This is a genomic window from Pseudomonas peradeniyensis (assembly GCF_014268935.2).
GTDB lineage: Bacteria > Pseudomonadota > Gammaproteobacteria > Pseudomonadales > Pseudomonadaceae > Aquipseudomonas > Aquipseudomonas peradeniyensis.
In genome coordinates this window covers 222,484-237,571 of sequence record NZ_JABWRJ020000003.1, presented here as the reverse complement: position 1 = coordinate 237,571, position 15,088 = coordinate 222,484, and the positions used below count along the sequence as shown (strand labels likewise).

The window sequence follows — 15,088 nt, the reverse complement described above, 5'->3', positions numbered from 1 at the left end:
GTTGCCCCAAGGGTTATCCAGCCCGCACAGCGTGGGAGCGGGCTTGCCCCGCGATAGCGATTACAACACCACCCGCAGACACTGCCCCGCGTGATACAGCGAGAACCCCGACTCGTAGAACGCCGTGCGCAACGACGGCGCACTCACCGGCCTCATCGGCGAAAACGGAATCGGCAGGCTGTCCGGGTCATCCTTGAGCAGGAACTCGGCAAACGCCCGGCCAATCACCGTGCCGGTGGTGTTGCCGCGCCCGTTGTAGCCAGTCACCGCCACCAGCCCCGGCGCCGGTTCGAACAGGCGCATCAGGTGATCCGGGGTGAAGTCGATGCAGCCGGTCCAGTGCATCTCCCACTCGACCTTGCCCAGCGCCGGGTAGTAGTGGCTCTGGATACGATCGGCCCAACTGCGCACGAACCACGCCGGCTTGTTGTCGACCCGGCCGAGGCTGCCGAGCAGCAGGCGGCCCTGGTCGTCGCGGCGGATGCTGCTGAGCACGGTGCGGGTGTCCCACGAGCCCTGGCCATGGGGCAGGACCTTGTCGGCGGCAGCGCCATGCAGGGGCTTGGAGGCGACCTGGTAGTAATAGCCACGGAAGAAGTGCTTCTGCAGGTTGCTCCAGTCGCCTTCGGTGTAGGCGCCGGTAGAGATCACCACCTTGTCGGCGCGCACCGCGCCGCGTGCAGTCTTCACTCGCCAGGCGTCGCCGTCACGCTCCAGGCCCTCGACCGAGGACTGCTGGAACAGCTTACCGCCCAGCCGGTTCACGGCGGCAGCCAGGCCTTGGGTATAGCCCATGGGGTTGATGGTGCCGGCGCGGCGGTCGAGCAGCGCGGCGGAGATCTTGTCGGTGCCGCAGTATTCCTGGCATTGCGCGCCGGTCAGCAGCTCGACGTCGGCGCCGCGCCGGGTCCATTGCTGGTGGCGGGCCTCGAGATCGGCGATGCCGGTGGCGTTATGCGCCATGTGCAAGGTGCCCTGGTGCCGGGCCTGGCAGTCGATGCCCAGGCGTTCGATCATGGCGAACACTTCACCCGGGGCCTCGCCGAGTACCTTGTTCAGGCGGCTGCCCTGCTTGTGGCCGAGGGTGGCCTCGACGTCGTCGGGGCGGATCCAGGTGCCGGCGTTAACCAGGCCGACGTTGCGCCCGGAGCCGCCATGGCCGATCTTCCAGGCTTCCAGCAGGATCACCGACTTGCCCTGCTCCAGCAGGTGGATCGCCGCCGACAGGCCGGTAATGCCGCCGCCGATCACGCAGACATCGGCCTTGTGCTCGCCGGCCAGGGCCTGGGCGGCGACGGTCGGCTGGGTGACGTGTTCCCACAGACATTCTTGACGCAGTTCGGACATGGCCCGGCTCCAGCTATTGTTCTTGTTGGGGCCGCCAGGCGGCCCATCGCCGGCAAGCCGGCTCCCACAATGCTCACGCAAAAAATTGTGGGAGCCGGCTTGCCGGCGAAACGGGGGCAACGCCCCCGCCTGCGATCATCAGTCGAACACGATGCCCTGCGCCAGCGGCAACTCACGCGAATAGTTCACGGTATTGGTCTGCCGGCGCATGTACCCCTTCCACGCATCCGACCCGGACTCACGCCCGCCGCCGGTCTCCTTCTCGCCCCCGAACGCCCCTCCGATCTCCGCACCGCTGGTGCCGATGTTGACGTTGGCGATGCCGCAATCGCTGCCCGAGGCGCTCTGGAAGCGCTCGGCCTCGCGGATGTCGGTGGTGAAGATGCACGACGACAGGCCTTGCGGCACTTCGTTGTTCAGGCGCAGGGCCTCTTCGAAGTCGTCGTAGGCCAGCACGTAGAGGATCGGCGCGAAGGTCTCGTGGCGCACCACGTCGCTCTGGGCCGGCATCTCGGCGATGGCCGGCGACACGTAGTAGGCGTTCGGATACTGCTCGGCCAGCTGGCGCTCGCCACCGAACACCTGGCCGCCCTCGTCGCGGGCCTTGGCCAGCGCGCCCTGCATGGCATCGAACGACTGCTTGTCGATCAGCGGGCCTACCAGGTTGTCCTTGCGCGGGTCACCGATGCGCACCTTGCCGTAGGCGGCTTTGACGCGGGCGACCACTTCGTCCTTGATCGAACGGTGAACGATAAGACGGCGCAGGGTGGTGCAGCGCTGGCCGGCGGTGCCGACTGCCGAGAACAGGATGCCGCGCACGGCCAGGTCCAGATCGGCGCTCGGAGCCAGGATCATGGCGTTGTTGCCGCCCAGCTCGAGAATGCTGCGGCCGAATCGCGCCGCGACACGCGGGCCGACTTCACGGCCCATGCGCGTGCTGCCGGTGGCGCTGACCAGCGGCACGCGTGGGTCGTCGACCAGGGCTTCGCCGGCTTCGCGGCCACCGATCACCAGTTGCGCCAGGCCAGCCGGCGCATCGCCGAAGGCTTTCACGGCCTTGTCGAACAGTGCCTGGCAGGCCAGGGCGGTCAGCGGGGTCTTCTCGGACGGCTTCCACACCACGGCGTTGCCGGCCACCAGCGCCAGCGCGGTGTTCCACGCCCATACCGCCACCGGGAAGTTGAAGGCGCTGATCACCCCGACCACGCCCAGCGGGTGCCAGGTTTCGCGCATGTGGTGGCCCGGGCGCTCGGAAGCGATGGTCAGGCCGTACAGCTGGCGCGACAGGCCGACGGCGAAGTCGCAGATATCGATCATTTCCTGCACTTCGCCCAGGCCTTCCTGGGTGATCTTGCCGGCTTCGATGGAGACCAGCTCGCCGAGGTCAGCCTTGTGCTCGCGCAGCACCTCGCCGAACAGGCGCACCAGTTCGCCACGACGCGGGGCCGGCACACTGCGCCAGGTTTCGAAGGCCTGTTGCGCCTGGTCGATGCGGGCAATGGTGTCGGCCTTGCCGAGCAGCTTCACCGAAGCGATGCGGCTGCCGTCGATCGGGGTGTGAACAGGGTAGTCGCCCTGGGTGTGAGCCGCGGCGGCAACGCCAAGACGCTCGAGCAATGCAGCAACCATTGTGCTTCTCCTTTCATCGGGTGAAGGGGTAAAAATGATGTGGGTCAGTATTAATCCGATTACACAGGTGCAACAAACGACCTTTATTCCGCATATCATTCCGTCAGGTAATGATTTCAGCCGCCGAGACCGCTTATGTCCAAACGCCTGGTTCCGTCCATGACCGCCCTGCAGTGCTTCGAGGCCGCAGCCCGTCACCTGAGCTTCACCCGCGCCGCCGAGGAGCTGCACCTGACCCAGAGCGCGGTGAGCAAGCAGGTAGCGCAGCTCGAGGAGATGCTGCGTCACCACTTGTTCCTGCGCATCCGCCGACGCCTGCAACTGACCCCCGCCGGCAGCCTGTACCTGGCCGAGGTGAACAAGATCCTCACCCAGGTGGACATGTCCAGCCGCTATGTCCTGAGCTATGGCTCGCAGACCGAAGTATTGAAGGTAGCCACTCAACCGAGTTTCGGCGTGCGCTGGCTGATTCCGCACCTAAAAGGCTTCGGCAAGCGCCACCCGAACATCCACCTGGATATCCGCAACGAGATGGAGCCGTTCTCCCTGCTGCAGGGGTCGGCCGACGTGGTGTTCTTCTATGGCCAGGGCACCTGGCCCGGGGCGACCTGCGTCGAGCTGTTCGGCGAAGAAGTGGTGCCAGTGTGCGCGCCGGAGCTGCTGCAAGGCCGCACGCTGCCTGACGCGGGCGCGGTGGCGGAGCTGGTATTGCTGCAGAGCACCTCGCGCCCGGAGGCCTGGCACGCGTGGTTCCTGGAGCAAGGGCTGCACACCGACAACAGCTACCACGGGCCGCGCTTCGACACCTTCTACATGGCCTTGAGCGCGGCGCAGGCGGGGTGCGGGGTGGCGCTGGTGCCGCGGTACCTGGTGGCCCGGGAGCTGGCCGAGGGCAGCCTGGTGCTGGCCTGGGACCATGCGATGAAGAGCAATGGCGCGCATTACCTGGCGTATGCCGAGCATGCGGCGGAAGTGCCGAAGGTGCGGGCGTTGGTGGAGTGGGTTCGGGAACAACTGCAGGCTTGAGATCGCCGGGGCCGCTTTGCGGCCCTTTCGCCGGCAAGCCGGCTCCCACAGGGGACGAGCTGGCCCCCGCGATAGGGTCGTCAAGGTCGATCAAAAAAGGAATGAAACCCGCACTTTTTTTCGCTTGTACGCCAGCTCCATTCCCAGCTTTCATGTAAGTGTCCTCCACTCACCCAGGAAGCTTGCGATGCCCGCCCATGATTTCGTCAGCCCCGACAGCATCCGCGCGCAGTTCTCTGCCGCCATGTCGCTCATGTACAAGCAGGAAGTCCCCCTGTACGGCACGCTGCTCGAGCTGGTGAGCGAGACCAACCAGCAGGTCATGGCCGCACAGCCCAAGGTGGCCGAGGCCCTGCGCTGGACCGGCGAGATCGAACGCCTTGACCAGGAACGCCACGGCGCCATCCGCGTGGGCACCGCCGAGGAACTGGCCACCATCGCCCGCCTGTTCGCGGTGATGGGCATGCAGCCGGTCGGCTACTACGACCTGAGCTCGGCTGGCGTACCGGTGCACTCCACCGCATTTCGCGCCGTGCACGAACAGTCGCTGCACATCAGCCCGTTCCGCGTGTTCACCTCGCTGCTGCGCCTGGAGCTGATCGACAACCCGCAACTGCGCGCACTGGCCCAGGGCATCCTGGAGAAACGGCAGATCTTCACCCCCCGCGTGCTCGAGCTGATCGCCCAATGCGAACGCGACGGCGGCCTGGAAGCAAGCGATGCCGAGACCTTCGTCCAGGAGGCGTTGCATACCTTCCGCTGGCACCAGGACGCCACGGTCAGCGCCGAGCAGTACCAGCAGTTGCACGACCAGCACCGGCTGATCGCCGATGTGGTGGCGTTCAAAGGCCCGCATATCAACCACCTGACCCCGCGCACCCTGGACATCGACGCGATCCAGCTCGGCATGCCGGCCAAGGGTATTCCGCCCAAGGCCGTGGTCGAGGGGCCGCCCACCCGGCGCCAGCCGATCCTGCTGCGCCAGACGAGCTTCAAGGCCCTGCAGGAGAAGGTCGCTTTCAGCGATGCCCAAGGCAGCCACACGGCGCGTTTCGGCGAGATCGAACAGCGCGGCGCGGCGCTGACGCCCAAGGGGCGCCAGCTGTACGACCGTCTGCTGGATGCGACCCGCGCAGCCCTGGGCGGCGCGCCGGCGGAGGCCAATGCCGAGCGTTACAAGGCGCTGCTCGCGGAGCACTTCGCCGAGTTTCCGGATGACCTGGGGCAGATGCGCGAGCAGGGGCTGGCGTACTTCCGCTACTTCGCCACCGAGAAAGGCCTGGCCGAGCGCGGGCAACAGGATCGCCCGACCACCCTGCAGGGGCTGATCGACGCCGGGCATGTACATTTCGAGGCGCTGGTGTACGAGGATTTCCTGCCGGTGAGCGCGGCGGGGATCTTCCAGTCCAACCTGGGGGACGACGGGCAGGCCAACTATGGCAGCAATGCCAATCGCGAGGCCTTCGAGCAGGCGCTGGGGTTGCAGGTGCAGGATGAGCTGGCGCTGTATGCGCAGAGCGAGCGCAGGTCATTGCAGGCGTGTGCGCAGGCGTTGGGTCTGGGGACTCTGTAAGGTTTGAAACTGCCGGGGCCGCGTTGCGGCCCTTTCGCGACACAAGGCCGCTCCTACAGGAGAGCGCAATCCCATGTAGGAGCGGCCTTGTGCCGCGAACGGGCTGCAAGGCAGCCCCAGTGCACTATCGGTGAGTGCGGAACCGATCCACTTCCTGGCGCAACTGCCCCGCCAGCCCTTCCAGCTCGCGGGCCGTCATGGCCAGTTCATTGGCCACATCGCGCTGTTCGCTGTTGGCCTGGGCGATGCTTTGCAGGTTGCGGCTGAGCACCGTCGCGGTGCTGCTCTGTTCCTGGGTCGCGGTGCTGATCACGGCGAACTGCTCGCCCGCCACCCTGCTCTGCTCGTCGATCCGGGCCAGGGCCTCGGCCACCTTGTCGTTGCGCGCCAGGCCTTCCTGCATCAGCTGGTTGCCCTGCTCCAACGTGCTGATGGCATGGCCGGTCTGCTGCTGGATGCTGGCGATCATGCCCGAGATCTCGTCGGTGGCCTGGCGGGTGCGCGCGGCCAGGCCACGAACCTCGTCGGCGACCACGGCGAATCCACGGCCCTGCTCGCCGGCCCGCGCCGCCTCGATGGCGGCGTTCAGCGCCAGCAGGTTGGTCTGCTCGGCGATCGAGGTGATCACGCCGACAATCCCGCCGATCTCCTGCGAGCGGGCGCCCAGGGTGTCCATTACACTGGCGGTGCCGCCCAAGGCCTCGGCGATCTGCCGCAGGGAAACCGAGGCTTCGTCCATGGCGCTGCGGCCGATGCGGGTCTGCTGGGCATTGTCGCGGGCCATGCGCTCGGTACCGGCCATGTTGTCGGCGATGTTCATCGAAGTAGCGCTGAACTCCTCCACCGCGCCGGCCATGCTGGTGATCTCTCCGGACTGCTGGTCCATGCCCTCGCAGGCGCCGGACGACAGCCCCGACAGCGAGCGGGCGCGGCCACTGACCTGGTCGGAGGCGGCGCGGATATGCTCGACCATGGTCGCCAGGGCCTCGCCCATCTGGTTGAAGCTACGGGCCAGCTGGCCGATCTCGTCATGGCTGGTGACGCTCAGGCGGGCATTCAGGTCGCCGGCGCCGAGGGCTTCGGCCTGGCGCACCAGGTCGCCCAGCGGGCGCAGCTTGCGCCGCAGCAGCCAGAGGGTGGCGGCCACGGCCAGCAGCATCGCCAGCACGCTGCCGATGGCCAGGCGCAGGCCGACACTCCAGGTCACTTCGCGGATCTCGCCCTCGGGCATGCTTGCCACCACGGTCCACGGGCCCTCGGCGAACGGCTCGGTGACGCTGAACAACGGCTCGCCGGCACCGGCCCAGAACTGCCCTGCCCCCGGCTTGATCGCCTTGACCGCCTGGGCCGCCGCCTCGCCGTCACGCACCTCGGCCGGCGGCACCAGCCACTTGCCCTGCTCGTCCAGCAACGCCAGCGAACCGGTCTGGCCGATGCGGAAGCGCTTGAGGTTGGCGAACTGGGCGTTCTGCGCGTCGGTGTAGTCGAAGCCGACGAACAGCACCGCGATCACCCGACCACCGCCGTCACGCACCGGCACGTAGCGGGTCATGTAGTTGCGCTCGAACAGCACGGCGCGGCCGACGTAGGTCTGCCCGGCCATCAGCTTGGCGTAGGCCGGATGCTGGCGGTCGAGCTGGGTGCCGATGGCGCGGCTGCCGTCCTGCTTGGTCAGGCTGGTGCTGATGCGCACGAAGTCGTCACCGCTGCGCACGAACAGGGTCGCGACCCCGGCGGTCATCTGCTGGAACTCGTCGACCTGGCGGAAATCGTTGTTCAGCAGGTGGTCGCCCAGGTACAGCGCCGGTGTCGCGGCACCGGCGACGTTGACCGTCTCACCGGCGTGCAGCGCCAGCCCCGAGGCGAATCGGCGCTCGAACAGGCCGCTCAGGCGCTGGGTGTTGTCCTTGAGCGAGCCGTGGAAGGTGTCGAGCTGGTCGGCCAGCAGCCGCGCCTCGCTGGCCAGGTGCGCCTGGCGGGTGGTGAGGTTGGCGTCGTCCAGCGAACGCAGGGCGAACAGGGTGCTACCGGTGATCACCAGCGCCAGCACGATGGCGAGGGCGATCCCGAGCTGCGAGGCGATTCGGGCACGCGGTTGAGACATGGCAAGGCTCCTGGCAAGAGGCCGGGATCGTCCTGATCACGCTGACCGCCCGCTGCATATCGACGGGGAATCGCGTCCTCTTCCGGGACGCTGGTGCAAGTTGATCGGCGTCTGTAGGAAATACTTGAGTGCGGGACCGGGATATTCGCAAACGTTTTCTTGCCCCTGTGTCCTGTGGCTCTGCGTGGGAGCGGGCTTGCCCCGCGATGGCCCTCAGCCTTGCGCCGACAGTACCTGCACAGCCGGCAGGTCCATCGCCGCCGCCTCCTCCTGCAGGAATACACTCAACCTGCGCAACCGCTCCCCGCCTGGCCGGGTCCGCGGCCATACCAGGTAGTAGTCCATGCCACTGGCCACCGCGGTCGGCCAGGGCAGGCTCAGCCGGCGCTGGGCCACGTCCTCGGCCACCATCAGCAGGTCGCCCATGGAGATCCCATAGCCCCGTGCCGCGGCGATCATGCCCAGCTCCAGAGTGTCGAACACCTGCCCGCCCTTGAGCGAGACCTTGTCGGTCAGCCCCATGCGCGCCAGCCAGGCACGCCAGTCGCGCTTGTCCGGCGTGGGGTGCAGCAGCTCGATGCCCGCCAGACGCCGCTCGTCCCACGGCGCGTCGTCGAGCAGGTCCGGCGCGCCCACCGGGATCAACAGCTCGGAGAACAGCCGACGCACCTCCCAGTCCGCCGGGAAGCTGCCATCGCTGAGCAGCACCGCGCAGTCGAACGGCTCCTGGTTGAAGTCGACATGATCGACATCCATCCAGGCGCTGGTCAGCTGCACCTCGTTGCCCGGCTGCAGGTGGCGAAAACGGCTCAGGCGCGCCAGCAGCCAGCGCATGGTCAGGGTCGAGGGCGCCTTCATGCGCAGGATGTCGTCCTCGCCGCGCAAGGCCTCGCAGGCCCGCTCCAGCGAAGCGAAGCCGTCGCGCACACCGGGCAGCAGCATACGCGCGGCTTCGGTCAGTTGCAGGCTGCGTCCGCTGCGCACGAACAGGCGACAGGCGAAATGCTCCTCGAGGGTGCGGATATGCCGGCTCACCGCGCTCTGGGTGATCGACAGCTCTTCACCGGCACGGGTGAAGGAGCTCAGCCGGGCGGCGGCTTCGAATGCGCGCAGCGCATAGAGCGGAGGCAGTTGGCGGGTCATGGCGCACCTGTCATACGGGGCGTAGGTCGGATGCACAGGATCATACATCCATGAGTCAGACTCATGTTAGTGATCGCATTTATCCTTTTGTGCAAAGCTGACCGAGGCCTCAGAATCGACGGCTCGCTTCCCCGAATCATCCAGAAGGACCGCCCCCATGCATGTCGCGCCTACCACCGAACTCAAGGCTTTGCTGCGCCTGGCCGGGCCGCTGATCGCCTCGCAGTTGGCGCACATGCTGATGGTGCTCACCGACACCCTGATGATGGCCCGCATCAGCCCGCAGGCCCTGGCCGGTGGTGGCCTGGGCGCGGCGAGCTATTCATTCGTGTCGATCTTCTGCCTGGGCGTGATCGCCGCGGTCGGCACGCTGGTGGCGATCCGCAAGGGCGCCAACGACACCGAGGGCGTCACCCGCCTGGCCCAGAGCGGCCTGTGGCTGGCCTGGGGCCTGGCGCTGGTATCGGCGCTGGTGATGTGGAACCTCAAGCCGGTGCTGCTGCTGTTCGGCCAGAAGCCGGAGAACGTCGACTCGGCGATGCAGCTGCTCACCCTGCTGCCGCTCGCCCTCCCCGGCTACATGACCTTCATGGCCCTGCGCGGCTTCACCAGCGCCCTGGGTCACTCGACCCCGGTGATGGTCATCAGCCTGGTGGGCACGGTATTCAACTACCTGTTCAACCATGCGCTGATCGAGGGCATGTTCGGCCTGCCCAAATTGGGGCTGATGGGCATCGGCCTGGTCACTGCGGTGGTGACCCTGGGCATGGCCATCGCCCTCGCGCTTTATATTCGCTGGCACAAGGCCTATGCCGCCTACCCGCTGCGCAAGGGGCTGTCGCGCCCTTCCCTGCCGGCACTGCGCGAGCTGTGGCGGCTGGGCCTGCCGATCGGCGGCACCTATATGGTCGAAGTGGGCCTGTTCGCCTTCGCCGCTCTGTGCATGGGCGTGCTGGGCAGCACGGAACTGGCGGCGCACCAGATCGCCCTGCAGATCGTCTCGACGGCGTTCATGGTGCCGACCGGCCTTTCGTACGCGGTGACCATGCGTGTCGGCCTCTACTATGGGGCTGGCAACCTGTTGGCGGCCCGCAGTGCCGGGCGCGTGGGGATCGGTTTCGGCGCCTCGCTGATGTTCGCCTTCGCCGCACTGTTCTGGTTGCTGCCGGACGCCCTGGTCGGGTTGTTCATCGACCGCAACGACCCGGCCTTCGCCGCGATCTTCATGCTGGCGGTACAGTTGGTGATGGTGGCGGCGTGGTTCGAGCTGTTCGATGGCGTGCAGACCATCGCCATGGGCTCGATCCGTGGCTTGAAGGACGCCAAGACCACCTTCCTGATCGGCCTGGTGTGCTACTGGCTGGTGGGGGCGCCGAGCGCGTGGCTGTTCGCCTTCAACCTCGGCGGCGGCGCGCAGGGAATCTGGTGGGGGCTGGCGCTGGGCCTGGCCTGCGCGGCGGTTGCGCTGACGTTCGGCTTTGAGTGGCGGATGAAGCGGTTGCTGGGCAAGGCCGAGCGGGCGCGGGGGGCGGCGGTATCGGCTTGAGGGGTTTGGGGGCGCTGGGGATCGCGTGATGGCGGACAGGTGCCTGGCGATGGTCTTGCAGCGCCCTTGAGATCGAGCGCCGCCCGCGCGGCGCATCGCGGATGAATCCGCTCCTACATTTGTTGCAACGTGGCCATGCCTGATAAGGCATGGTTGTAAGCCTTGTGTGCTCGACGCGATTTTTCGGCGGGCATTGCCGCCGCCCCACCTGTCTCAAACCCTGCGCCAAGGCTGGCAACCATGGCCTGACAGGTTCGGCACGTTGCAACAAATGTAGGAGCGGATTCATCCGCGATGCGCCGCGCGGGGGGCGCTCGATCTCATAGGCACTGCAACTGTATCGTCGATACACTTTCAAGCCAGAACACATCTAAAACTGTACTACTGTACCGCCTAAAACATCACTTCCTGCGTTCCATTTCCCTACCGACACCACAAAATCGCACCAAACCAGTGCGCACCAGTACAGTTCCCTCAATAACTGGTGCAACAGTCCCTTCCAACAGTTAACTGCCCCCTCACAATACACCTGAACTGTACCTACTGTTCTGGACGAGAGAAGAGGAAGATGGGCACCAGTTAAATCACTCCCTAATGCCGCCACAAGCGGAAGGATGACACATCATGGAACGTACCCTCAGTTCCGACCTGGTTTTCGAAAACGCCCAAGCTTCCAACGCCGCCCTGCCGCTGCGCGTCCTGTCCACCCTGGTACTGTGGCAGCGCCGCATGGCCAGCCGCCGCCAGCTGGCGCGCCTGGACTCCCGCCTGCTGGCCGACGCCGGTATCAGCGAGTCGCAGCGCTACGAAGAGCTGAGCAAGCCTTTCTGGCGCTAAGCGCCGGACGCCGGCCCAGGCCGGCACCGCGAATTCACAAGAACCCGTTGCAGGAAACTGCAGCGGGTTTTTTGTTCCAAGGCCCGGAATAGAGCGTTTGCATAGCCAATCATGACAGTTTTATAAATTCTCATATCAGTAGGTACAGTTACTATTTGTGATCTTTTCTCGAGCCAAACACCCGAACCAGCGCGTGTTACGCTTGTCTTACGCGCCTGGCAGAGAAAAGTACCGTGACGAGCCAAGCGAGCGTCCGATAAGCAGAACCATCCAGACCCTGTGCAGGAGTCCCCGACCATGTCCCGTTATCACCTGTTTGGCGCCGCCTTGCTGCTGTCGCTCGCCGGCGCGGCCAATGCCACCAGCTTCGTCGTCACCACCGACGCCGTGGTGGGCGCGGTAGCCGCCTCCACCGACGCCACCTCCGACATCTCCTCCTCGTTCCGCGACGACAAGATCGTCAAGGCCGCCCGTGACGATGCCGCCAGCTTCGTCGGCAGCGACGGCGCCATTCGCGGCGCCAAGCTGGAGAGCGCGTTCGTGCACATTCGCCAGCAACTGCCGGACCTGCAGGCCAGCGACGCGCAGCTGGCCCGCGCCATCCTCGCCATCTGAGCCCCGCACTGCCCGGATTCACTGGCCCGCCCAGTGGATCCGGGGTAGCCTTCGCAGCCCGAGATCATCGCCAGACCGCCCATGCGTTACCTGTTGCCTTCACTGTTCGCCCTGGCCTGCATGAGCAGCGCCCAAGCCATGGATACCACCACTCAGAGCCTGGTCATCAGCGGCTACGTCACCAGCCAGGTCACCGCCGCGCCGTTCGACCGCAAGCTGGTCGCCGCCGCCCGTGACGACGCCGCCGCGTTCGTCGCCAGCGACGGCCGGATCCGTGGCGCGCGCCTGCAGGCGGCGCTGGACATGCTGCACCAGGACCTTGCCCGGCCTTGCGTCGGCGACCGTGAACTGGCCGAAGCGATTCTCGTCCAATAACTACATTCGACTCCCCTGTATTTCCGGAGATGCTCCATGCGTAAACCGCTGATCGCCGCCACCCTCGGCATGCTGCTGCTCGCCGACCTGGCCCAGGCCCACACCCTGGTGGCCACCAGCAACATCATCGTCCGCGCCTTTGGCCGTTCGATCGATTTCACCTCCGACACCACCACCTCGATCCGCGACTCGAAAGTGGTGCGTGAAGCCCACGACGACGCCGCCAGCTTCGTCGCCAGCAACGGCGACATCCGCGGCGCCCAGCTCGAAGCCGCCTTCGACACCCTGCGCGCCCGTGTTCCCGAGGCCCGTGACGCCAGCGACCAGGTGCTGGCCGAAGCCATCCTCGCCCTGTGAAGCGCGTGCGTGCCTGGCTGCTGGGCTGCGCCCTGACGCTGCTCGGCACGCCCGCCCTGGCCGACCTGCAGCTGGTGCTGCAGCGCGACGGCCTCGACCCTGCGCAACAGCAGGCGACCCAGACGTTGCTCGACGAAGCCATGGCCAAGCTGCCACCGCGCTTCAAGCAGCAACTGGACCGGCAGATCCTGGTCGGCTGGACCGAGCGCATGCCCGAGGACGCCTACGGCCAGGCCTCTCCGGTGGCCAGCCTGGACCTCAACCGGCGCCTGCTGCCGGGCCTGGTCGACGGCAGCGCCGCCCGCGAGAAGACCAACCGTCCCCACGGCACGGTCCGCGAAGAACTGCTGGCCACCGTGCTCCACGAGCTCACCCATATCTATGACCGCGCACGCCTTTGGCCAGACGCCGAGCGCCAGCTGATCAGCCGTTGCAAGCGCCAGCAGGGTGCTTTGGGCAAGGTCGGGCTGCCGCAGGACTGCCGTGGCCAGGCCGAACGCCGCTTTACCCTGAGCGACGACCCGCGCCTGTTGGACTTGGCCGGCTGGCCGCAGTACGTCGGCCGGCGTGGTGAGCGCGAGCAGCACAACGGCCAGCTGGTGCGCAGCCCGGATCCCTACGAGCTGAGCAGCCCGAAGGAGTTCATCGCGGTCAACATGGAGTACTTCCTCCTCGACCCGAGCTACGGCTGTCGCCGCCCGGCGCTGAACCAGTACCTGCGCGACCACTTCGGCTGGGCGCCACAACAGGACACCTGCACCAAGGGCCTGCCATTCCTCAACGCCGGCAACGACTTCGCCCGCCAGCCATTGGGCGAGATCGACCCGGAGCGGGTCTACGAGGTGGACTACCTGCTGGCCGAAGCCAACCAGAACTGGGTCAGCCGCTGGGGCCACAGCATGCTGCGCCTGGTGATCTGCGCCCCAGGTCGCCCGCGCGGTCCGGCCTGCCGCCTGGACCTGGACCAGAGCCTGGTGCTGTCGTACCGCGCCTTCGTCAACGACGTGCAGCTGTCCAGCTGGGACGGCCTGACCGGCGCCTATCCCTCGCGGCTGTTCGTGCTGCCGCTGGGTCAGGTGATCGACGAATACACCAAGACCGAGCTGCGCAGCCTGGCCTCGGTGCCGCTCAAGCTCAGCCGCGGCGAGATCGAGAACCTGGTGCGCCAGGCCGCCGAGATGCACTGGAGCTACGACGGCAACTACTACTTCCTGTCCAACAACTGCGCCGTGGAATCGCTCAAGCTGCTGCGCAGCGGTACCAGCAACCCGCGCCTGAACGACCTCGACAGCATCATGCCCAACGGCTTGCTGGAGGTGCTGAAGGGTAGGGGACTGGCCGATACCCGCGTGCTCGACGACCCGCGCGAGGCCCTGCGCCTGGGTTATCGCTTCGACTCCTACCGTGATCGCTACCAGGCGATGTTCGAAGTGCTGCGCAAGCAGTTGCCGATCAAGCAGACGAGCGTGGAAGACTGGCTGGCGCTGGACGCCGAGCAGCGCCGCCAGTGGTTCGACCGCGCCGACCTGCGCACCAGCGCGGCCTTGCTGCTGCTCGAGCAGGCCGGCCTGCGCCGCCAGCTGCTGCTGGCCCAGGACGAGGTCAAGCAACGCTACCTGAACGGCCGGGCGCTCAAGGACGGCAGCTTCGACAAGGCCAACGAGACCTTGCAGGCGATGCTGGCCAACAGCGGCTTCCTCAGCCGCCCGGCGGAATTGCTGGGGGCAGGGGGCTATGGCCTGCCGCAGCCGGCGGAGCGCAAGCAGCTGGAACAGGTGAGCAGTGAGCGCCAGGCGCAGCTGTTGCGCCTGAGCACCGACCTGGACCAACAGGTGAGGGCGCTGCTGGGGCCGGAGCGGGGCAGGGAGATCAAGGCCGTGGAAGCCAATATCAAGCAGGTGGGCGAGCACCTGCGGGCGTTGCACAAGGCGGCCGGGGGATTGCAGCTGCCCTAGCGCCTGGCAAGTCAGCCGCCATCGCGGGGCAAGCCCGCTCCCACGACAATTCATGATGGCCTTTGTGGGAGAGGGCCTTCCCGGCGATGGCTCATGGTTTCATTCGTGGGAGCGGGCTTGCCCCGCGATAAAGCCCTAGGGGCTTTCCTCGTCCTCCTCCGGCAACCCTTGATCCACTTGCAACCACGGCAGCCGACTCCCCACCCAGATGTGCCGATTGGCCGGCACCCGCTCGGGATGATCCAGCGTCGCCACCGTCACATCGATCGTTTCAGGGCTATGCGCGGTCACCAGCGCCACATGCGCCCCGCAGTTGCCACAGAAATACCGGCTGCAGCTCTGCGGCGCCATGTAGCGCTGGGGCGAGCCCGTCAGCCACTGGAAACCCGCGAGGGGCAGGGTGACCCAGGTCACCAGCGTGCCGCCGCTGACCCGCCGGCAGATCGAGCAATGGCAATGGGCGACATCGCCCAGATCGGCCTGCAGCCGGTAGCGCAACGCCCCGCAATGACACCCGCCTTCCACGACATCCACCATCGAACGACCTCCCGTCGCCTGAGCGCAGGCGAAAGCTGGCTGAA

General features: G+C 66.7%; 13 protein-coding genes and 1 pseudogene. 8 read left to right on the top strand and 6 right to left on the bottom strand.

The genetic code is table 11. From position 1 onward, the window contains the following. Positions 1-60: 60 nt before the first annotated feature. Positions 61-1,347, bottom strand: a complete 1,287-nt coding sequence (gene amaA / locus HU751_RS15955; protein ID WP_186731892.1) for an L-pipecolate oxidase — start codon at positions 1,345-1,347, stop codon at positions 61-63. Between the two features lie 138 nt (positions 1,348-1,485). After that, complete coding sequence (gene amaB / locus HU751_RS15950) at positions 1,486-2,976, bottom strand: L-piperidine-6-carboxylate dehydrogenase (RefSeq protein WP_062359953.1); 1,491 nt, start codon at positions 2,974-2,976, stop codon at positions 1,486-1,488. Positions 2,977-3,111: 135 nt separating this feature from the next. Between amaB and HU751_RS15945 the strand changes: the two genes are divergently transcribed. Together HU751_RS15945 and hglS are read left to right on the top strand one after the other, a co-directional pair. Continuing rightward, on the top strand, positions 3,112-4,002 hold the full coding sequence (locus HU751_RS15945; RefSeq protein WP_186731893.1) for a LysR family transcriptional regulator: 891 nt from the start codon (positions 3,112-3,114) through the stop codon (positions 4,000-4,002). Between the two features lie 187 nt (positions 4,003-4,189). Continuing rightward, the gene (gene hglS / locus HU751_RS15940; RefSeq protein WP_186731894.1) at positions 4,190-5,575 is read left to right on the top strand and encodes a 2-oxoadipate dioxygenase/decarboxylase HglS; all 1,386 of its coding nucleotides are present in this window, start codon (positions 4,190-4,192) and stop codon (positions 5,573-5,575) included. Positions 5,576-5,699: 124 nt separating this feature from the next. Here hglS and HU751_RS27345 read toward each other — a convergent pair whose 3' ends face one another. The 3 genes and pseudogenes from HU751_RS27345 to HU751_RS15930 form a co-directional block, all read right to left on the bottom strand. Then, complete coding sequence (locus HU751_RS27345; RefSeq protein ID WP_371918076.1) at positions 5,700-6,431, bottom strand: methyl-accepting chemotaxis protein; 732 nt, start codon at positions 6,429-6,431, stop codon at positions 5,700-5,702. A gap of 135 nt (positions 6,432-6,566) precedes the next feature. After that, a pseudogene (locus HU751_RS27340) lies at positions 6,567-7,679 on the bottom strand (Cache 3/Cache 2 fusion domain-containing protein); the annotation flags it as partial. 213 nt (positions 7,680-7,892) lie between these two features. Next, positions 7,893-8,822 carry a LysR substrate-binding domain-containing protein gene (locus HU751_RS15930; RefSeq protein ID WP_050703227.1) on the bottom strand — a complete coding sequence of 310 codons (930 nt, stop codon included), beginning with the start codon at positions 8,820-8,822 and terminating at the stop codon, positions 7,893-7,895. A gap of 157 nt (positions 8,823-8,979) precedes the next feature. On the opposite strand from HU751_RS15930, the gene HU751_RS15925 reads away from it, so the two are divergent. The 6 genes from HU751_RS15925 to HU751_RS15900 all read left to right on the top strand — a co-directional run bounded on the left by HU751_RS15925 (position 8,980) and on the right by HU751_RS15900 (position 14,507). Further along, entirely contained in the window at positions 8,980-10,368 is a 1,389-nt protein-coding gene (locus tag HU751_RS15925) for a NorM family multidrug efflux MATE transporter (protein ID WP_186731896.1), read from the top strand. A gap of 624 nt (positions 10,369-10,992) precedes the next feature. Beyond that, positions 10,993-11,205, top strand: coding sequence for a DUF1127 domain-containing protein (locus HU751_RS15920; protein WP_011531561.1), 213 nt, complete (start codon positions 10,993-10,995; stop codon positions 11,203-11,205). Positions 11,206-11,502: 297 nt separating this feature from the next. Beyond that, complete coding sequence (locus tag HU751_RS15915) at positions 11,503-11,820, top strand: DUF2388 domain-containing protein (RefSeq protein WP_050703225.1); 318 nt, start codon at positions 11,503-11,505, stop codon at positions 11,818-11,820. A gap of 81 nt (positions 11,821-11,901) precedes the next feature. Then, on the top strand, positions 11,902-12,195 hold the full coding sequence (locus tag HU751_RS15910) for a DUF2388 domain-containing protein (RefSeq protein WP_062359958.1): 294 nt from the start codon (positions 11,902-11,904) through the stop codon (positions 12,193-12,195). Positions 12,196-12,231: 36 nt separating this feature from the next. After that, on the top strand, positions 12,232-12,552 hold the full coding sequence (locus HU751_RS15905; RefSeq protein WP_011531558.1) for a DUF2388 domain-containing protein: 321 nt from the start codon (positions 12,232-12,234) through the stop codon (positions 12,550-12,552). Further along, on the top strand, positions 12,549-14,507 hold the full coding sequence (locus tag HU751_RS15900; RefSeq protein WP_186732095.1) for a DUF7844 domain-containing protein: 1,959 nt from the start codon (positions 12,549-12,551) through the stop codon (positions 14,505-14,507). The genes HU751_RS15905 and HU751_RS15900 overlap by 4 nt, the downstream gene beginning before the upstream one ends. Positions 14,508-14,642: 135 nt before the next feature. Here HU751_RS15900 and HU751_RS15895 read toward each other — a convergent pair whose 3' ends face one another. Continuing rightward, positions 14,643-15,044 carry a GFA family protein gene (locus tag HU751_RS15895; protein ID WP_186732096.1) on the bottom strand — a complete coding sequence of 134 codons (402 nt, stop codon included), beginning with the start codon at positions 15,042-15,044 and terminating at the stop codon, positions 14,643-14,645. Between the last annotated feature and the right edge of the window lie 44 nt (positions 15,045-15,088).